At 71.4% G+C, this 18,197-nt stretch carries 15 protein-coding genes; 6 read left to right on the forward strand and 9 right to left on the reverse strand.

Annotated elements, in window-relative coordinates; all coding sequences use genetic code 11:
* Positions 1 to 95: 95 nt before the first annotated feature.
* The 5 genes from ACFXOM_RS04695 to ACFXOM_RS04715 form a co-directional block, all read right to left on the reverse strand.
* The gene (locus ACFXOM_RS04695) at positions 96 to 704 is read right to left on the reverse strand and encodes a TetR/AcrR family transcriptional regulator (protein ID WP_384930070.1); all 609 of its coding nucleotides are present in this window, start codon (positions 702 to 704) and stop codon (positions 96 to 98) included.
* Positions 705 to 732: 28 nt separating this feature from the next.
* Complete coding sequence (locus ACFXOM_RS04700; RefSeq protein WP_385036951.1) at positions 733 to 2,820, reverse strand: YhgE/Pip family protein; 2,088 nt, start codon at positions 2,818 to 2,820, stop codon at positions 733 to 735.
* Positions 2,792 to 3,841 (reverse strand): ATP-binding cassette domain-containing protein, encoded by a 1,050-nt coding sequence (locus ACFXOM_RS04705; protein WP_385036953.1) that lies wholly within the window; start codon positions 3,839 to 3,841, stop codon positions 2,792 to 2,794. Before ACFXOM_RS04705 ends, ACFXOM_RS04700 begins: the two co-directional genes overlap by 29 nt.
* 89 nt (positions 3,842 to 3,930) lie before the next feature.
* Positions 3,931 to 4,878 carry an MASE1 domain-containing protein gene (locus ACFXOM_RS04710; protein ID WP_384930063.1) on the reverse strand — a complete coding sequence of 316 codons (948 nt, stop codon included), beginning with the start codon at positions 4,876 to 4,878 and terminating at the stop codon, positions 3,931 to 3,933.
* A 141-nt stretch (positions 4,879 to 5,019) separates the two neighbouring features.
* On the reverse strand, positions 5,020 to 5,874 hold the full coding sequence (locus tag ACFXOM_RS04715; RefSeq protein WP_384930060.1) for a PP2C family protein-serine/threonine phosphatase: 855 nt from the start codon (positions 5,872 to 5,874) through the stop codon (positions 5,020 to 5,022).
* A 165-nt stretch (positions 5,875 to 6,039) separates the two neighbouring features.
* Between ACFXOM_RS04715 and ACFXOM_RS04720 the strand changes: the two genes are divergently transcribed.
* The 3 genes from ACFXOM_RS04720 (at position 6,040) to ACFXOM_RS04730 (ending at position 8,135) form a co-directional block, all read left to right on the forward strand.
* Complete coding sequence (locus tag ACFXOM_RS04720) at positions 6,040 to 6,582, forward strand: SAV_6107 family HEPN domain-containing protein (protein ID WP_384930057.1); 543 nt, start codon at positions 6,040 to 6,042, stop codon at positions 6,580 to 6,582.
* A gap of 127 nt (positions 6,583 to 6,709) precedes the next feature.
* Positions 6,710 to 7,486, forward strand: coding sequence for a methyltransferase (locus ACFXOM_RS04725; RefSeq protein WP_384930359.1), 777 nt, complete (start codon positions 6,710 to 6,712; stop codon positions 7,484 to 7,486).
* 259 nt (positions 7,487 to 7,745) lie between these two features.
* On the forward strand, positions 7,746 to 8,135 hold the full coding sequence (locus ACFXOM_RS04730) for a DUF3040 domain-containing protein (protein WP_384930054.1): 390 nt from the start codon (positions 7,746 to 7,748) through the stop codon (positions 8,133 to 8,135).
* A gap of 566 nt (positions 8,136 to 8,701) precedes the next feature.
* Here the strand turns inward: ACFXOM_RS04730 and ACFXOM_RS04735 are convergent.
* The 4 genes from ACFXOM_RS04735 to ACFXOM_RS04750 all read right to left on the reverse strand — a co-directional run bounded on the left by ACFXOM_RS04735 (position 8,702) and on the right by ACFXOM_RS04750 (position 14,323).
* Positions 8,702 to 11,116 (reverse strand): transglutaminaseTgpA domain-containing protein, encoded by a 2,415-nt coding sequence (locus ACFXOM_RS04735; RefSeq protein ID WP_384930051.1) that lies wholly within the window; start codon positions 11,114 to 11,116, stop codon positions 8,702 to 8,704.
* Complete coding sequence (locus tag ACFXOM_RS04740) at positions 11,113 to 12,501, reverse strand: DUF58 domain-containing protein (RefSeq protein WP_384930048.1); 1,389 nt, start codon at positions 12,499 to 12,501, stop codon at positions 11,113 to 11,115. Before ACFXOM_RS04740 ends, ACFXOM_RS04735 begins: the two co-directional genes overlap by 4 nt.
* Positions 12,501 to 13,553 (reverse strand): AAA family ATPase, encoded by a 1,053-nt coding sequence (locus ACFXOM_RS04745; RefSeq protein WP_384930046.1) that lies wholly within the window; start codon positions 13,551 to 13,553, stop codon positions 12,501 to 12,503. The genes ACFXOM_RS04740 and ACFXOM_RS04745 overlap by 1 nt, the downstream gene beginning before the upstream one ends.
* Before the next feature lie 215 nt (positions 13,554 to 13,768).
* Complete coding sequence (locus tag ACFXOM_RS04750) at positions 13,769 to 14,323, reverse strand: beta-class carbonic anhydrase (RefSeq protein WP_384930043.1); 555 nt, start codon at positions 14,321 to 14,323, stop codon at positions 13,769 to 13,771.
* Positions 14,324 to 14,629: 306 nt separating this feature from the next.
* On the opposite strand from ACFXOM_RS04750, the gene rsmH reads away from it, so the two are divergent.
* Genes rsmH through ACFXOM_RS04765 form a run of 3 tightly spaced genes read left to right on the forward strand, consistent with a single transcriptional unit; the run spans position 14,630 to position 18,188 of the window.
* On the forward strand, positions 14,630 to 15,586 hold the full coding sequence (rsmH, locus tag ACFXOM_RS04755; protein WP_384930040.1) for a 16S rRNA (cytosine(1402)-N(4))-methyltransferase RsmH: 957 nt from the start codon (positions 14,630 to 14,632) through the stop codon (positions 15,584 to 15,586).
* A gap of 45 nt (positions 15,587 to 15,631) precedes the next feature.
* Positions 15,632 to 16,237: a septum formation initiator family protein gene (locus ACFXOM_RS04760; RefSeq protein WP_384930037.1), complete on the forward strand. Its 606-nt coding sequence runs from the start codon at positions 15,632 to 15,634 to the stop codon at positions 16,235 to 16,237.
* Between the two features lie 4 nt (positions 16,238 to 16,241).
* Positions 16,242 to 18,188 (forward strand): peptidoglycan D,D-transpeptidase FtsI family protein, encoded by a 1,947-nt coding sequence (locus ACFXOM_RS04765; protein WP_384930034.1) that lies wholly within the window; start codon positions 16,242 to 16,244, stop codon positions 18,186 to 18,188.
* Positions 18,189 to 18,197 lie beyond the last annotated feature (9 nt).

The following is an 18,197-nucleotide window of genomic DNA, read 5'->3' on the forward strand; positions in this document are numbered from 1 at the left end:
CTATTCTTCTCTGGCTGAGGTGGGGTGGGGGGTGCTCACCCTCCCCCTTTCCTCCCTCTTCTCTCTCTCGTCCCCTCTCCCTCTCTCCCTCGGCGCTACTCGCGCCCGCCGACGCGGCCGTGCAGCAGCCGCGACAGCGCGGAGTGGACGTCATCGAGCGACCGCTCGCGCTGGAAGGCCTGCCAGTCGAGCGCTGCCACCAGTACCATGCCGACGAGTGCGGCAGCGGTGAGCTGGACGTCGATCTCCTCGCTGAGCTCTCCCCGCTCGACCGCCTCGCGCAGGACCGCCTCGACCACGGCGACCACCTGCTGACGGACCACCATGAGCGTGGACTGCCAGGCCCGGTTGGTGCGCCACAACTCGGCGACGTACAGCTGGGTGAAGGCCGGGTAGCGTTCGATGAAGCCGAGGCCAGCCTTGATCATCGCGTCGAGCGCCTCGACCTTGGTGCCGCCCCGCTCCTCCGTCTCGTCGGCCGCAGCCTGCAGCGAGGCGGTGAGCAGCCCCACTCCGTACCGCAGCAGCTCCTCGAAGAGCTCGGTCTTGCTCTTGAAGTTGTAGTAGACCGTGCCCTTCGCGACTCCGGCGCGCTCGGCGATCTCGTCCACCGTCGTGGCGGAGAACCCCTGTTCCGCTATCAGCGTCACGGCCGCCTCGTAGAGCTTGGCCCGCGTCGCCTGTCTCCGGGTGCTGCTGTTCATGGTGCCGATTCTCACAGGTCCGCCCATCTCACAGGCTCAGCTCGGGATGAAGACGGTCGAACGTCCAGACCTGCTTGCGCCGGGCCGAGACGGCGGTCAGCGCGAGGGCTCCCACGGTGAAGGCGGCGAGCACGGCGGTCCCCTGCCAGACCGGCGCGACCGGGCCGCCAGTGATCAGCCGGCGCAGCGCCTCGATGACGTACGTCATCGGCAGGAAGGGGTGCATCGTGTTGAAGAACGCCGGGCTGGTCTGGACGGGGTAGGTGCCGCCCGCCGACGTCAGCTGGAGCATCAGCAGGGCCAGGACGAGGATCCGGCCCGCCGCGCCGAAGCGGGCGTTGAGCCACTGGATGATCGCGGCGAAGCAGCACACCACCAGGGCCAGGAAGCCGACCGTTCCTGCGGCGCGTTCCATGCGCAGGCCGAGTCCCCAGTGCAGCACCGACATCAGGGCGGCGACCTGGAGCAGACCGATCGTGGCCACCGGCAGCCAGCCCGCCAGGGCGATCCGCCAGGCGGAGGCTCCGGCCGCGAGGGCGCGCCGGTTGAGGGGCTGGATCAGCATGTAGGCCACCATCGCGCCGACCCAGAGGGAGAGCGGGATGAAGTACGGGGCGAAGCCCGTGCCGTAGTTGTCGGCCTTGTGCATCGACTGGGAGGCGAGCTGGACCGGGTCGGCCATCACGTCCGTGCGGCGGTCGCGGTCCTTCTTGTCGTAGTCGGGGATCTTGTCGACGCCGTCGTTCAGCCCGCCGGCGAGCTCGCCCGAACCGTCGACCAGCTTGAACATGCCGCCGTCGAGCTCGTTCGCCCCGTTGCGGAGCTTGCCGACTCCGGTGTCCAGGTCGGTGGAGCCGGTCCTGGCCTGGGTCAGTCCGGTGTGGATCTTGGCGGCCCCGTCGGCCACCTTGTGGGCCCCGGAGTTCAGCGCGTTGACGTCCTTGACGGCGGATGCCAGGTCCTCGTCCAGGTGGGGGGAGCGGTCGGCGAGTGCCTTGGCCTTCCTCTCCAGGTCCTTCAGTTGGGTGTCGAGCTGCTTCAGGTCGCCGTTGTTGTCCTTGATGAGGGCGTTGAGGTCGTCAGCGATCTCGGCGGAGTCGGCTGCGGTCGCCTTGGCGTCCTGCAAAAGGGCGCACAGCTTGGGGTCGGGCAGGAGAGCGTCCTCGCAGCGCTCCTTGTGGAAGGCGGCGAGCCCGTCGGCGGCCTTGTGCGCCGCGGCGGCCACACCGGGTGCCCGCTTCACCAGCTCGTCGAGGTGACGGCGGGTGAGCCGGGAGGAATCCTCGACGAGGCGTGCCGTGTCCCCGATGGTCTTCCCGTTGTCCCTGAAGTACGGGCGTACACCCGTGGCGATCCCGTTGACCTTGTCGGCCAGCTTCTGCGTGCCGTCGGCGACCCCGGCCGCCCCCGTCTGCAGCCGACCCGCCGCCGAGTCGAGCCGGGTGATGCCACCTGCCAGCTTCCCGCTGCCGTTCTTGGCGTTCTCCAGCCCGTTGGCGAGGTCCTTCGAGCCCTTCTTCGCCTTGCCGATGCCGCCCTTCAGCTCGTCGGCGCCCTTGGCGGCCTTCTCGGTCGCGTCGTGGATGTCCGAGAAGGAGATGAAGATCTTGTCGAGGAAGGTGCGGGAAGCGTTCTTGGACGCGGACTTGCGCACCTCGGCGAAGACCGTGCGGGAGATCGATCCGACGATGTAGTTGTTCGCGTCGTTCGTCCGCACCTCCAGCGCCCCGGTCTCCGGGGCGCTGCCCGAACTGGAAGCGATGCGCTTGCTGAAGTCGGACGGCATGGTGAGCGAGAGGTAGTAGGTGCCGTCCTCCACGCCCTTGCGGGCGTCCGCGGAGCTCACCTCGTGCCACTCGAAGACGTTGCTGTCGTGCAGGCCCTTGGTGATCTCGTCGCCGGCGTGGATCTTCTTGCCCGTGGCGGTGGCTCCTTCGTCCTCGTTGACGAGGGCGACGGGGATCCGGTCGAGGCGGCTGTACGGATCCCAGAAGGACCACAGGTACAGCGCGCCGTAGAGCAGTGGAAGCAGCAGGATCGCGACGAGCGCGGCCCGGGGCAGTTTGCCCCTGCCGAAGCGCTTCAGCTCAAGCGCGGCCAGTTTCGGCGAGCGCATCGGCCGCCCCCTCCTCGTTGTCGTCCTTGTGGTGCTCCGCCGCGGACTCCCGGCCTTCGCGCCGCGTCGCGGTCTCCCCGGTCTCCCCGGTCTCCGCGGTCTGCTCGACGGCCGTCGCGGACTTCCCGCTCTTCACGGGGGCATCCGCGCTGGTCTGCGGGGCCTTCGCGGTGGTCTCCGCGGTCTCCGTGGCGGTCTTGGCGGGGGAGTCGGCAGGGGCCTCGGCAGCACGGCCCCGGCCCTTGGCCGCCGACTTCGCTGCGCCACCGGCTCCGGCGGGCCGGTCGGCAGCGTTCTTGGTCGTGGGGGAGGTCGTGGCAGTGGCAGCCGGGCCGGTACGGACGACGACGGCGTCCTGCGGGGCCTCGCTGCACACGGCCAGGACCGTGGTGCCTTCGGCCACGACGCCGCGGAGCATCTCCCAGACCTCGGACCGCTCCGCTTCGGAGAGCTTGAGGTCCGTGTCGTCGACGGCCAGCAGCCGAGGGCGACCGATCAGGGCGAGGGCGACGGACAGCCGCAGGGCCTCCAACCGGTCCAGGTCCCTGACCGCCGTGCGCTCGCCCTTGGGCAGGGTGTCGAGGTCCAGGCCGGCGGCGGTCAGCGCTTCGCCGATCCGGTTCCGGGCCGCCTTGCTCTGTTCGGAACCGGGCCGCAGCAGCGCGCGCAGCGAGCCGTCGAACCGTCGCTGCAGCAGCGCCCGCTCCCGCAGGTGCTCGGCGACCGTGAGCGCCGGGTCGAGATCGCTGACTCCGGGGACGGGCCCGAGGGCGCTGATACGGCGTACCGCCGCCATCTTGCCCGGCAGCCGCATGCCCCCGACCTCAGCGTGGCCCTCGGAGGGCTTCATCCGGCCGGAGAGCGCGAGCAGCAGGCAGGTGCGACCCGAGCCGGACGGGCCCTCGACCGCGATGAGCGAGCCGGGCTCCGCCCGGACCGCCACCGCGCGGAAAGCCCAGCCGCGCGGCCCCTTGAGTCCGAAGTTCTCGGCGACGACGGCTGCCCCGTGCGGGCTGTCCACGCATCCTCCCCCAATTTGAACTGACTGGTCAGTTCAAAAATAACCCGAACCTGCGAGCGAAGTAAAACCGGGGCGTCGCGGTAGCCCCCTCACCGGTCGCGGGGCTCGATCCCGGCCACCATCTCCGCCAGCTGATCGCACACCCGCTTGATCTCCTCGTGGGTCCGGTTGCGCTCGGTGATGACGGCCGCGACCAGCAGCGCCGTCAATGCCGCCGACCCGTTGAAGGCCTGGAGCGTGACCATGTTCTCGAACAACTCGTGCCCCGCGAACGGGCCCGCATCCCGGGTCGCCGCGAGGATCGCCAGCGTCGAGACGGCCAGCGCGCACGGCGCGGCGCCGGCCAACCGGAAGCGGAACGCGGCCCAGATCAACACGGGGAACACCAGGAACAGCAGGGACGACGTGCTCGTCCCCACGGCCAGGAACGTCACGAAGAACGTGCACAGCGCCAGGGCCGCGGCCTCCGCCCAGCGGCGCGGGCTCGCCCGCACCGGCCATCGGGCGCGGCGCAGGACCAGCAGCAGCGGGGTCACCACCAGGACCCCCATGGCGTCGCCGGTCCACCACACCGACCAGGCCGACCAGAAGTCGTCCGGCGACAGGGCCCCCGCGAGCACGAGCACGCCGCTGCCCACGGTCGAGCTGATCAGCATCCCGGCCAGCGCGCCGAGGAAGACCAGCGCCAGTACGTCCCGCAGCCGGTCCAGGTCCGCGCGGAACCCCGCACGGCGCAGCATCAGGTAGGCGCAGACCGGGGCGAGGGTGTTGCCGGCGGCGATGCCCAGCACCCCGAGCGCCGATGGGCCGATGGAGACGTTGACCAGGAAGGCGCCGAGCGCGATGCCCGGCCAGACCCGCAGTCCGAAGAACAGCAGCCCGGCGAGGGCGACGCCGGTGGGCGGCCACAGCGGGGTGACCTGACCGCGCACCACTTGCTGGAGGAGCCCCAGCTTGGCAGCGACGTAGTAGGCGGCGGCGACGGCGAGGCTCTGCAGCGCTGCGGAGCCGTAACGCCGGATCTCCTCGGTGCGCACCACAGCAGTCTGCGCTGTCGGGAAGACCGCGGCGACTCAAGGGCGAGCAGGTCCGGGGGAGGAGGAGGGGGAGAGGAGAGGGGGAGGAGCGGGCCGGCGGGTGCCGGCCCGGTTCGGAGCGCGGCGGGCACGTCGACGCCGTCACCGGTCGGCCGCGCGACCTGCGTACCGGCGCGGAGGGCCGTCGTAGCGGGCCACGAGGACGGCCGCATCGTCGCTGTGCCCCGTCAGTTCGGCCACGTCGATCACGGCGGAGGCCAGCCCGCCGGGGTCGGGGTCCCCGACCGCGGCGTCCACGAGTCTGGCCACCTCCGCGAGGCCCTCCTCCATCGGGAAGGAGGGCCCCTCCACGACGCCATCGGTCAGCAGGACGAGCACCCCCGCCTCCTTCAGCCTCCGGCGCGTCACCGGGTACTTCTCGCCGGGCACGACGCCGAGCGGGGGACCTCCGCTGTCGAGGGTGATGCCGGCGCGCCCGTGGACGGTGGCCCACACCATCGGGATGTGGCCGGCGCGCGAGACCAGGAGTTCCCCGCTGCGCGGGTCGAAGCGCAGGAGGCAGCAGGTCGCGAAGAGCCCGAAACCCATCGACAGGAGCAGGTCGTTGGCGCGGCTGAGCACGTCCCCGGGGTCGGGGGTCGACCCGGCGAGGGCGCGGAGGCTGGTGCGGACCTGCCCCATGAACGCCACGGCCTCCACGTCGTGCCCCTGCACGTCACCGATGGCCACCCCGACCGAACCGTCCGCGAGGACGAAGGCGTCGTACCAGTCGCCGCCGACGTCCAGCCCGTCCCGTGACGGCGCGTAGCGCCCGGCGATGCGGAGCCCCGGCAGCTCGGGCAGCTCGGGCGGGAGCATGTGGCGTTGCAGGGCCATGGCCAGCTCGACGCGCGCACGCTGGACCTTGGTCCTTTCCCGTGCCTGGTCGACCAGGTGCCCGAGGGTCACCAGGAGTGCCTGCGTACTGTCGGGCGCGTCGTGGCCGTGTTCGCGCATGACCGCTCCGGAAGGCTCCCGCGTTCTCCTCGCATCACCTTAGCCCGCACTCGAGGTAACCACCTCCGCGTGAGAGAGTCCCAGGTCAGGGCCGATTGTCAGTGGTGTCCCCCACGATGGACACATACGGCCACAGCGCCGTCACACGACGACAGGAGGTTCGTCATGGCCAGTTCCCACGCCGCTGCCGCACGTCGGCACCGCACGGCCGGCCCTGCCCCCTCACTGACCGGTCCCGCGACAGACGTCCACCCCGTGCTGCGGCGCTCCTCGGCGCCACCCGCGGCACTCGACCTGCTGGGCCAGGCACGAGCCGGCCTCGACGAAGCCGCCACCCTGGACACGCCCAACGAGCGGTACGCCACCGCACACCTCGCCGCGCTGCGCACCGCCGCCGCCGTCCTCGCCGTCCGCGGCAGGCCGGAGACGGCCCCGCGACGCCGCGCGCGGATACGGTCCGCATGGGAAGTGCTCCCGGAGATCGCACCGGAGCTCACCGAGTGGAGTGCACTGTTCGCCTCCGGCGCCCGGCGCAGGGCCCGCGCCGAGGCGGGCATCCAGGGCGCCGCCAGCACCCGTGATGCCGACGACCTGCTGCGCGACGCAGCGATGTTCCTGCGCATCGTGGAGCGGCTCCTCCTGCCCCAGCCGGTACTTCCGCAGCCCAGGCCGCAGGAGCCGCCGAGGACGGAGGGCGGCCACGGCTGAGACGGACGGCATCCAGGGATGACGGGGACACCCGGTTGAGGCAATAGGGTGGAGCGAGTCTTCACCATTCGCGCCCCGACAGCAGGGGCGGCACCGCGCCGAGGAGTCAACTGCCGTGTCGGACCAGATGCTCCCCCAGGGGCTTCGTCCCGGGGGGACCCCCTCCCGCGCCTCCCTGCGTACCGCCGTGGTCTGGGACGTCCTGTCGGACGCCCTCGACCGCCGGGCCAAGGCCACCGGGACGGAAGCCCTGGACGTCCTCGACACGGGTGGCGGCTCGGGCAACTTCGCGGTACCGGCCGCCCGCCTCGGTCACCGGGTCACCGTGGTCGACCCGAGTCCCAACGCGCTGTTCGCGCTGGAGCGCAGGGCTGCCGAGGCCGGGGTCGCCGACCGTGTGCGCGGTGTCCAGGGCGACGTCCACGGCCTGTTCGACGTGGTCGAGCACGGTGGTTTCGACGCCGTGCTCGTCCACGGCGTGCTGGAGTACGTCGACGACCCGGCCGAGGGCGTGCGCAACGCGGTGGACGCCCTGCGTCCCGGCGGTTCCTTGAGCCTGCTCGCCGCGGGGCTCGGTGGTGCCGTTCTGGCCAGGGCCCTGGCCGGGCACTTCACCGAGGCCCGCCATGCGCTCAGCGACCCGGCGGGGCGCTGGGGGAGCGGCGACCCGGTGCCGCGCCGCTTCACCGCCGATCAGCTCACCGAACTGGTCACGGCCGCGGGGATGCACGTCGGTTCCGTGCACGGGGTCAGGGTGTTCGCCGACCTCGTTCCCGGCGTGCTCGTGGACACCGAGCCGGGTGCGCTGGACGCCCTTCTCAAGCTGGAGGAGGCGGCGGCCGAGCTTCCGGCGTTCCACGCGGTGGCGACCCAGCTCCACGTGCTCGCGGAGAAGCGCGAATGACGCGCCGCTGATCAGCGGCGCAACCGCAGACGGAGTACGCCACAGGCCCCCCGATCGAGTCGCCAGCCCCGTATGATCGGGGGACACCATCCGGCATGACGGATCGGCCGTTGGGGAATCAACGCCTCAGCAAGTCGAGCCCGGCATGGCGGCCCGGAAGGCAAGTGGGTTTGGGGCGGGTTTCACGGGGGCGATTCCCTGCCTATCCTGAAAGGGCCGCATACCGGTCGCCCCCGCGGCCGACGACGAGGAGGACTCCGTGCCGCTCTCGGAGCACGAGCAGCGAATGCTCGAGCAGATGGAGCGAGCGCTGTACGCCGAAGATCCCAAGTTCGCGACAGCGCTTGAGGGAAGCGGGCTGCGCACGTACACCCGGCGACGGGTCTACCAGGCGGTCGCGGGCTTCCTGGTGGGTATCGCGCTCCTCATGGCCGGAATGGTCGCCCAGCAGATCTGGATCAGCGTGGTGGGATTCCTCGTCATGCTTGGCTGTGCGGTCCTCGCGGTCACCGGTTGGCGCAAGGCGCCCAAGCCGGGTGAGCAGGGCGGCCCCGGGGCTCAGGCAACACGCCGGCCCAGGCAGCGCCGGTCGATGATGGACCGGATCGAACAGCGGTGGCAGCGACGCCGCGATGAACAGGGGCACTGAGCTCCTCGGGACCCGGACGTGGTCCATCGGGATGGTCGCGCGGTGTTTCAGAAACGCCGGGCACAACAGTTCGTGGACGGGTGAGGGGTGACCGCGATCAGCGCGGTCACCCCTCACCCGTAGGACGTCATGTCCGTCCGGCGGGTGCCCGCACGGGTCAGCCCCGTCGGGAGGGGCGCCGGCTGAGGCAGGCGCAGGCCGGTTACGCGATCTGGTGAGGCGGGGGCATCCCGGGTATTCACGCAGAGGCCCGGTTCCGGCTCCGCCCCACCACCCCCACGCCCGCCCGCGGCTTGCCTCGTAGCCGTAGCCGTAGCCGTAGCCGAAGCCGTGGCCGCCCGTGCGACTGCCCTGTCTGCGCCCGCCGGCGGTACGGCGGCAGACGTCGCCGCCGTCCCACGCCGTACCGCTGTCGCCCGCCCGGTGGTCGATCTGCTTCGCCGCCGTGGGAAAGGGCGCCGCTCACGCCGGCGCCTGCCGGACATGCTCGGCGGACGGCGGGCCGGGGACGCGCCGCAGCCAGCCAGCCAGGCCGGCCCACCCGCCCGGATAACCCCGCGCCCGCGTCAGCCCCGCTGCCGGGAGGGTCGCCGCAACTGCGCCGTCGTACGCTCCACGAGCCTGAGCCTGGCCGCGGTCCAGCGGCCGAAGAGCGCGTTCCACCGCTCCGACACCGTCCAGACGGCCTGCACCGTCGAGCGGGGCAGGAAGCGTGCGCGCAGGCGTGCGCGACGGCCCCCTGCTGCGGCAAGCCCCTCACGGAAGCGTGCGACGTCGTCGGTGAGCCCCGAGCCCGGATGGGGATCCGGCGCGTACAGCACCTGTTCCACCGCGCGGGCGGCGCGGTGCACCGCATCGGCGGGCTCGCCTTCCAGCCGGCCCTCCCGCACGATGCGCGCGGCGGTCTTGCGTGGCGTCTGCGACCCGTCGGGAGGCATGCCGTGGTCCCACGCCGTGTCGATGATTTCCTGCCAGGCCGCCATCGTCCGGACGGCAGCCTCCTCCGGCGTGCGTCCACCGGCGCCCAGCCGGCGGGCGCGCACCCGCTGCCGCCACAGCATGGGCAGCAGCGGCACGAGCAGTGCGGCGGCTCCGGCCGCGGCCCACAGGAGGATCGCCCCGATGGCGGACCCCTCGTCGGAAGACGGATCCACATCCTGCGGCGCCGCAGCCCCGCACTCGCCGAGCTTGCGGTTCTGCGGCGAGCAGCTCTGGGAGGCCGGGGGAACAGCAGGCGCCGCCACGGACGCGCTCGGCTCCGGCGCGGCGGGCGTGCTCGGTGCACCCGAAGGAGCCTGCGGGCGGGTGTACTCGGGCGCGCTGCCCCGCGTCGGTGTCGGTTCGAAGCGCGTCCACCCCACGCCCTCGAAGTACAGCTCGGGCCAGGCGTGGGCGTCCTGGTTGCTGACGGACATCGCCCCGTCGCTCACGGGCTTGCCGGGGGTGAAGCCGACGGCGACCCGCGCGGGGATCCCCAACGTCCGCGCCATCGCGGCCATGGAGAACGAGAAGTGGATGCAGAACCCTTCCTTGCTCTTCAGGAAGCGCGAGATGCCCAGGAGGCCGCCCCCCGACTCCACGTCGGTGTCATAGGTGAAGCCGCCCTTCACCGCGAACCAGTCCTGGAGCCTGACCGCACGCTCGTAGTCGCTCGACGCGCCCTTCGTCACCTGGCGTGCGGTCTCCAGGACGTCGACCGGAATCGCGTCCGGGACCTTGGTGTACTCCTCCAGCACCGACGCCGGTGCCTTGGGCGCCCGGGCGAGCTGTTCGGCGGTCGGGTTCACCAGCAGGCTGGTGACCGAGTACTGCACTCCACCGGTCGTCTGCCCGTGGTCGCCGAGGATGGTGCGCCGGTCCCGGTCAAATCGCCAGTCACCCTCGATGGACACCTTCGTGGCCGGATACGGCATCGGCAGCCAGCCCTGTTCGTAGGAGTCCGCAGCGGAGATGTTGGTCCTGATCTCCGTCGTGCTGACCCCGTCCGCGAGACCCTCGGGCCGGGGGAACTGCTCGGGCACACCCTGGAGCTTGCGTTGCGAGAACTTCCAAGCACCGCCGTCGAACTGATCCAGCGCCATGATCCGCAGATACATGTTGCTGGTGGTCTCGGCATTGGTCTTGTACTGCAACCACTCGCGGCTCTCGGCCTGGTTGAGGTTGTCCTGCAGCGTCACCACCGGGTTCACCGCGTTGATGACGCCGCCGCCGGGGCCGTCACCCGGGCCGTTACCGGTGCCGTTCAGCAGCCCGCCGCCCAAGGCCGGGAGCACCGTCGGGACGACCAGGGCCACGCCCAGCGCGACCGCGCCGATCCGCCGGCCGGTACGGACCGGTGCCCGGGCGGCACCGTTGTCCGTCGTCAAGCCCCCACCGGTCGACGGCGCACTTCCGAACACCCGGCCCCACTGGGAGAGCCGGTCCCGGCCCTCGGCCAGCAGGAGCAGCAGATAGCCAGAGGCCGCCAACAGGAACCACAGCCAGCCGGAACCGCCGCCGGACAGTCCTGCGGCCACGGAGTAGAGAGCCAGCAACGGAAGGCCCGCGGGAGCGGCGCTGCGGTAGGTCACGGCCAGCGCGTCCACCGTCAGCGCGATCATCAGGACGCCGCCGACCAGCATCAGCTGGATTCCTTCGGTGGCCGGCGCGGGGATCGCGTACTGGCCCACGTCGCCCGTGCCCGACGACAGCAGGTCCCCGAACCTGGCGAAGGCGCGCGGACCGGGGAACAGCCAGAGCAGGGCCTCGTCCCGTGCGAAGACCAGTGTGAGCATCAGCAGGACGAGTACGCCCTGGGCCACCACGGTCAGCGGGCGGGCCAACGGCACCCTGCGGGCCAGTGCACCCGCTCCGGAGACCAGCGCCACCATGAACGCCGCCTGGAGGAACCAGGTCGACGGAGCGACCAGCGGCACCAGTGCGGCGGCCGCCATCATCGAGGCGGCGAAGGCGCACACGGCGAGCCTTCCTCGTCCGCTCATGACCATCCCCCCGGAAGACCCGTCGTGCCGGCCGGAGCCGGTGCACCGTTCCGCTCGCCCGCCGCCTGCCGCCACAGGTCGGGTAGGGCCGCGCCCGGCGGCACGGCCACCGCCGTCCACCCGGCGTCCCGCAGCCGCCCGAGCCGTTCCTCAAGAGCGGAGTGCCCGCCCGCGGCCGCACCGAGCGGGGGGACGCTCCCGTTTCCTCCCGCCCACCAGACATCGCTGTCCAGGACGAAGGCGACGGCGGCCCCAGTGCGCTGCCGCATCCGGGCCGCCGATGCGGACTGCTCATCGTCGAGGTCGCCGATGAAGGCGACAAGCAACCCTTCGCCGCCCCCGCGCAGCACGTCGTACGCACGCGACAGCCCTGTTCCGTCGGAGTGCTCCACCATCGCGAGGGTGTCGAGCATCAGCCCGGCGGAATCCGCCGACTCCTGGACCGACCCGGCGAAGCCCTCCGCCCCCTCCCCGGGCACCGAACTGCCCGTGTCCGTCAGCAGCCGGACCGAGAAGCCCCGCTCCAACATGTGCACGAGGACCGACGCCGCGCCCGATACCGCCCACTCGAAGGCCGAGTCCGGGCCGCCGCCACGGTAGGCGGTGCGGCGGGTGTCCAGCAGGACGGTGCACCTCGCCCGCTGCGGCTGCTCCTCGCGACGCACCATCAGCTCGCCGTAGCGGGCGGTGGAGCGCCAGTGCACCCGACGCAGGTCGTCACCGTGCCGGTAGGCGCGGGGGATCACGTCGTCCTCCCCGGCGAGTGCCAGGGAGCGCTGCCGTCCGTCACCGTAGCCCGCTGCCTCGCCCGACAGCCGCACCGGCGGCAGTGGTTCGGTCCGTGGGATGACGGTCAGCATGTCGGAGGCGCGGAACGAGCGCGTCAGTTCGCACATGCCGAACGGGTCGTTGAGGCGCAGTTGCAGGGGACCGAGCGGGTAGCGGCCGCGCAGGTCCGAGCGCACCCGGTAGGACACCTCGCGCCGTCCGCCGGGCTCCACCCGGTCCAGTACGAACCGCGGCCGGGGTCCCAGCACGTACGGCACGTGGTCCTGGAGCATCAGGAGTCCGGTGGGCAGCCGGGAGACGTTGTCCATCCGCAGGTGCACCCGCGACTCGGAGCCGGCGGCCACCCGGGACGGGGACAGCCGGCGGTTCGCCGCCACCCGGTGACGCGTGCGGTACAGCACGCCGACACAGACCAGCGGCAGGGCGGCGAGCAGCAGCCCGACCCGGAGCAGATCGGCCTGCCCCAGTACGTATGCGCACACGGCCGCGGCCGCACCGGCCGCCAGGAAGGAGCGCCCGCGTGTGGTCAGCCCGCCGAGAGCCGCCCGCAGACCGCCCTTGTCCTCACCGCCGGCGGCAGGACTCCCGGCCGCCATCAGATCCGCCGGACGCCGGGACGCTGCTGGCTGTAGATCGGCCCCGTGGCCATCGGCCGCCCGGAGCCACCCGGCCCGGTGTCGGAGCCCGAGGTGGGCACCGGCGTGCGCTGGAGGATCTCCGACACGACCTGTTCCGAGGTGCGCCGGTTCAGCTGGGCCTGGGCCGTGGGCAGCAGCCGGTGCGCCAGCACGGGCACGGCGAGCGACTGCACGTCGTCCGGCAGGGCGTAGTCCCGGCCGGCGAGTGCGGCCGACGCCTTGGCGGCCCGCAGCAGGTGCAGGGTGGCGCGCGGGGAGGCGCCCAGTCTGAGATCCGGGTGGTTGCGGGTGGCGGCGACCAGCTCCACCGCGTAGCGCCGCACGGAGTCCGCCACGTGGACGTGCCGCACGGCTTCCACCAGCTTCAGGATGTCGTGCGCGTGCGCCACCGGCTGGAGGTCGTCGAGCGGCGACACCGCCCCGTGCACGTCGAGCATCTGGAACTCGGCCTCGGGGGTCGGATAGCCCATCGACACCCGGACCATGAAGCGGTCGCGCTGCGCTTCGGGCAGCGGGTACGTGCCCTCCATCTCCACGGGGTTCTGCGTGGCCACCACCATGAAGGGACTGGGCAGTTCGTGCGTCTGCCCGTCAATGGTGACCTGGCGCTCCTCCATGGATTCCAGAAGCGCCGACTGCGTCTTCGGTGAGGCCCTGTTGATCTCGTCGCCGATCACGATCTGCGCGAAGATCGCACCGGGCTTGAACTCGAAGTCCCGCCGCTGCTGGTCGTAGATGGACACGCCCGTGATGTCCGACGGCAGCAGGTCCGGCGTGAACTGGATGCGCCGGACCGAACAGTCGATGGACCTCGCCAGTGCCTTGGCCAGCATCGTCTTGCCCACGCCCGGGACGTCTTCGATGAGCAGATGTCCTTCGGCGAGCAGCACGGTCAGCGAAAGCCGTACGACCTCAGGCTTGCCCTCGATCACACCCTCGACCGACCTGCGGACTCGCTCCGCTGTGGCGGTCAGATCTGTGAGGCTCGCTCGATCGTCATAGGTCGTCACCCGGCCCTCCTCGGCCCGTTCCATGGGCCGGTGCACTGCTTGCGGCACGGCCCACCCCAAAACACGGACACCCCCTCCGGTCGGTTCCGCAGAGGTGTCACACCCGCATTCTTGTTGCCGTTACCGCTTCGTGTCACTTGCCTGTGGATAAGTGGGCGCCATATGTCAGGCGTTGCCGTACTTTCGCCGCTCACACGGAGCGACGGGAGCGTGGCTCACCCCACGGGGTGGATCTCCCGCAGCAGGCCGGTCGTGACGTCGAAGACGAAACCGCGCACGTCGTCGGTGTGCAGCAGGAACGGCGAGGTGCGCACCCGCTGCATCGACTGCCGTACATCCTGGTCGACATCGCGGAACGCCTCAACCGCCCAGGACGGACGCTGCCCCACCTCGTCTTCCAACTCGTGTCGGAAGTCCTCCGTCAGGCTCTCCAGGCCGCACCCCGTGTGGTGGATCAGTATCACGCTGCGGGTGCCCAGCGCCCGCTGGCTGATGGTGAGCGAACGGATCACGTCGTCGGTGACCACGCCACCGGCGTTGCGGATCGTGTGGCAGTCGCCGAGCTTCAGGCCCAGCGCCTTGTGCAGGTCGAGGCGGGCGTCCATGCAGGCCACCACGGCCACCTGGAGGACCGGACGTGCGTCCATGCCCGGGTCGGTGAAACCTGCTGCGTACTGCTCGTTCGCTGCGACGAGCCGGTCGGTCACGGTGCCGTCGCCCCTGGCGGCGGATTCGGCGGCTTCGGCGGGGAGGTGCGCGGAGGTCGACATGGCTATGACGTTAGTGGTCCCAGGGCCGTGGGGCGCGCGGTGAGGGCGGACAAAGAACGTCAATGGCGCCCGTTGTGAGGTAACCCACAGGCGTGAGTTGCGTCCAGCTGTTTGGGTGACTTGTCTCATATGTCTACCTGGTGTCGGCGGGCCGTGCGACGCGCCAGCCGGTTGATTGACCGGCAGGACCAGTGGACTAAAGTGACGCGCAGTTCACGGACACAACCTGCACGTTTCCACGATCCCCCGCGCGTGCGGCAAACGTACGGCCCGGCATCACCCCCGCGCCGGATCTGAGAGGGCGCATTGAGCCAGCGACACGTCCCGGTGATGCTCCAGCGGTGCCTGGACCTGCTGGCCCCCGCCTTGGAGCGACAGCCCGGCGCGACCGTCGTCGACTGCACCCTCGGCCTCGGCGGGCACAGCGAGGCCCTGTTGTCCCGCTTCCCCGAGGTGCGTCTCGTCGCGCTGGACCGCGACAAGGAGGCGTTGCGGCTCTCCGGCGAGCGACTCGCCCCGTTCGGCGACCGCGCCACCCTCGTGCACGCCGTCTACGACGAGCTGCCGGACGTCCTCGACCGGCTCGGCACCGGACGGGTGCAGGGCGTCCTCTTCGACCTCGGTGTTTCGTCCATGCAGCTCGACGAGGCCGACCGCGGCTTCGCCTACGCCCAGGACGCCCCGCTCGACATGCGCATGGACCAGACGGCGGGCGTCAGCGCCGCAGAGGTCCTCAACACCTACCCGGCCGGCGACCTGGTGCGGATCCTGCGTGCCTACGGCGAGGAGAAGCAGGCCAAGAGGATCGTGGCCGCCATCGTGCGCGAGCGGGAGAGGGAACCCTTCTCGCACAGTGCACGGCTTGTGGAACTGATCCGCGACGCCCTCCCGCAGGCCGCCAAGCGGACCGGCGGCAACCCGGCCAAGCGGACCTTCCAGGCCCTCCGCATCGAGGTCAACGGTGAGCTCGCGGTCCTGGAACGGGCGATCCCGGCGGCGGTCGCGTCCCTCTCCGTCGGTGGCAGGATCGCCGTGCTGTCGTACCACTCGCTCGAGGACCGCTTGGTCAAGCAGGTCTTCGCAGCCGGCGCGGCCAGTACCGCGCCGCCCGGGTTGCCCGTCGTGCCCGAGCGCTACCAGCCACGGTTGAAGCTCCTCACCCGAGGCGCCGAGCTGCCGGGCGAGGACGAGGTCGCCGAGAACCGCAGGGCCGCGCCCGCCAGGCTGCGGGGCGCAGAGCGGATCCGCGAGGACGAGCTGTGACGGCAGCCGCAGCGAGGAACGGCGAGCGGTGAGGAAGGGCGCGCGGTGAGGAAGGCGGCAGGACACGTCAAGGAGCGGGCCGCGCGGCTCGTACGGTTCATGCCGTCCGGTCCCAGCACCGCGGCCCGCACCCCCTTCGTCCTGCTGGTCGTGCTGCTGCTCGGCGGCGGCCTGATCACCCTGCTGCTCCTCAACACCTCCCTCAACGAGGGCTCCTTCAACCTGAGCGAACTGCGCAAGAAGACCACGGAGCTCACCGACGAGGAGCAGGCCCTTCAACGGGACGTCGACAGCAGGTCCGCCCCCGATGCCCTGGAGCGGCGGGCCCGCGAGCTCGGCATGGTGCCCGGGGGCAGTCCGGTCTTCATCGGCCCCGACGGCAAGGTTCAGGGGGTGCCGCGGAAGGCTCAGGCGGACCCGTCGTATGTGCGTGCCCCCGCCACTCCCTCGGCACCCGCCACGTCCCGGATCAAGCCGGTCGGCCCGCCGGTGCTGCCGCCCCCGTCGAGTCCGGCGGCCTCGGCCTCACCCGCGGCTCCCGCTCCGACGGCGGCCCCGGCAGCCCCGACGAAGCCACCCGGGGCGGGCAGCCCGCCCAAGACTCCGCCGTCCCCCACGACACCGCCGTCCCCCACGACCTCCGGCAGGTGACGCTGTGCCCTCGAAGGAACCCCCGCGCCGCGTGCCGGGTCCGGCGCGCCCCCGAGGTGCCGGGAGCCGCAACCGCCCGGCCCCGCGCCGGCCCCGCTCCGCCACCCCGCCCGGGCTGATCCGGCTCGGGCGACCGCGCCCCCGACTCCGGCTCGTCAGCCTGGCACTCACCCTCGTGATGCTGGTGTTCGTCGTGAGGCTGCTCCAGGTGCAGGCCGTCGACGGGAGCGCGTACGCCGCGAAGGCCGAGAAGAACCGGTACATGAGCCACAAGCTGGCGGCCGAGCGCGGGGAGATCACTGATCGGTCCGGGGTCGCCCTCGCCACCAGCGTCGACGCCTACGACATCACGGCCGATCCCAAGATGTTCACGCCCGAGGAGAGCAAGGCCCCCGACGCGCCCGAGCAGGCCGCCGCGATCCTCGCACCGATCCTCGGGGCGGACGCGGCGGAGTTGGCGAACAAGCTCAAGGTCCCCAAGTCCCGCTACACCGTCCTGGCCCGGCGCCAGACCCCGCAGGTCTGGAACCAGATCAAGGACCTCAAGAGCGTCTTCGCCGAGAAGGCGTCCCGGGACAGGGCAGCCGGAGGTCCCGGTGCCAACGTGCTGGCCGGTCTCTTCCGGGAGGCCAGCAGCAAGCGGATCTATCCCAACGGGGACCTCGCCGCCGGGATACTCGGTTTCGTCAACGGGGAGGGCCGCGGCGCGGGCGGTCTGGAGTCCATGCTCGAGAAGACGCTCGCGGGCAAGGACGGCAAGACCACCTACGCCCAGTCCGGGGGGCGCCGGGTGCCTACCGCAGGCACCCGCGAGACCCCCGCCGTCCCCGGCTCCGACGTCGAGCTCACCATCGACCGGGACATCCAGTGGGCCGCCCAGCAGGCGATCACCGCCCAGGTGGAGAAGTCCAAGGCGGACCGCGGTTACGTGGTGGTGCAGAACGCCAGGACCGGGGAGGTGCTGGCGATGGCCAACGCTCCGGGTTTCAACCCCAACGACCTGACCCACGCCGACTCCGCCGCCCTGGGGAACGCAGCCCTCCAGGACGCCTACGAGCCGGGTTCCACCAGCAAGATCATGTCCATGGCCGCGGTGCTGGAGGAACAAGCCGCCACCCCCCGCACCCATGTCACGGTCCCCAACCGGCTGCACCGCGGGGACCGGTTGTTCAAGGACGATATCGACCACCCCACCTGGCACCTGACGCTCAACGGCGTCCTCGCCAAGTCCAGCAACATCGGCACGATCCTGGCGACGGGTCAGCTCGGCAAGACCCAGTCGCAGGCCAACCGGGTCCTCTACGCATATCTGCGCAAGTTCGGCATCGGCAGCCCGACGGGGCTCGGCTACCCGGGGGAGACGCCCGGCATCCTCGCCAAACCGCAGGACTGGTCCACCTCGCAGCAGTACACGATCCCCTTCGGCCAGGGGCTGTCGGTCAACGCCATGCAGGCCGCCTCCGTCTACTCCACCATCGCCAACGGCGGCGTCCGCATCGAACCCACCCTGATCCGCGGGATCAAGGGCCCCGACGGCCGATTCACCCCGTCGCCCGCCCCGGAAAAGACCCGCGTGGTCAGCGAACGGACCGCGAAAACCCTCACCGCCATGCTCGAATCGGTGGTCGGCGACGAGGAGGGCACCGGCACCAAGGCCCGGATCCCGGGCTACCGGGTCGCAGGCAAGACGGGAACGGCCAACAGGGTCGACCCCAAACTCGGTCGCTACCGGGGCTACACCGCCAACTTCGCGGGCTTCGCACCGGCGGACAAACCGCAGATCACCGTCTACTGCGCGATCCAGAACCCGACCGAGGGGAGCTACTTCGGCGGACAGATCTGCGGACCCATCTACAAGAAAGTCATGGAGTTCGCCCTCAAGAGCCTGCAGGTCCCGCCGACCGGCAGCGCGCCCGCCCGCCTGCCGGTCACCTTCGAACCCGGCGCGTGACCGGAGGAA

The sequence above is a fragment of the Streptomyces sp. NPDC059169 genome, assembly GCF_042755225.1.
Classification (GTDB): domain Bacteria; phylum Actinomycetota; class Actinomycetes; order Streptomycetales; family Streptomycetaceae; genus Streptomyces.

Bases quoted from the DNA above. Each gene is read 5' to 3' on its own strand.
- ACFXOM_RS04695 (WP_384930070.1), bottom strand. From the start codon at position 704: ATGAACAGCAGCACCCGGAGACAGGCGACGCGGGCCAAGCTCTACGAG.
- ACFXOM_RS04700 (WP_385036951.1), bottom strand. From the start codon at position 2,820: ATGCGCTCGCCGAAACTGGCCGCGCTTGAGCTGAAGCGCTTCGGCAGG.
- ACFXOM_RS04715 (WP_384930060.1), bottom strand. From the start codon at position 5,874: ATGCGCGAACACGGCCACGACGCGCCCGACAGTACGCAGGCACTCCTG.
- ACFXOM_RS04720 (WP_384930057.1), top strand. From the start codon at position 6,040: ATGGCCAGTTCCCACGCCGCTGCCGCACGTCGGCACCGCACGGCCGGC.
- ACFXOM_RS04725 (WP_384930359.1), top strand. From the start codon at position 6,710: ATGCTCCCCCAGGGGCTTCGTCCCGGGGGGACCCCCTCCCGCGCCTCC.
- ACFXOM_RS04735 (WP_384930051.1), bottom strand. From the start codon at position 11,116: ATGAGCGGACGAGGAAGGCTCGCCGTGTGCGCCTTCGCCGCCTCGATG.
- ACFXOM_RS04740 (WP_384930048.1), bottom strand. From the start codon at position 12,501: ATGGCGGCCGGGAGTCCTGCCGCCGGCGGTGAGGACAAGGGCGGTCTG.
- ACFXOM_RS04750 (WP_384930043.1), bottom strand. From the start codon at position 14,323: ATGTCGACCTCCGCGCACCTCCCCGCCGAAGCCGCCGAATCCGCCGCC.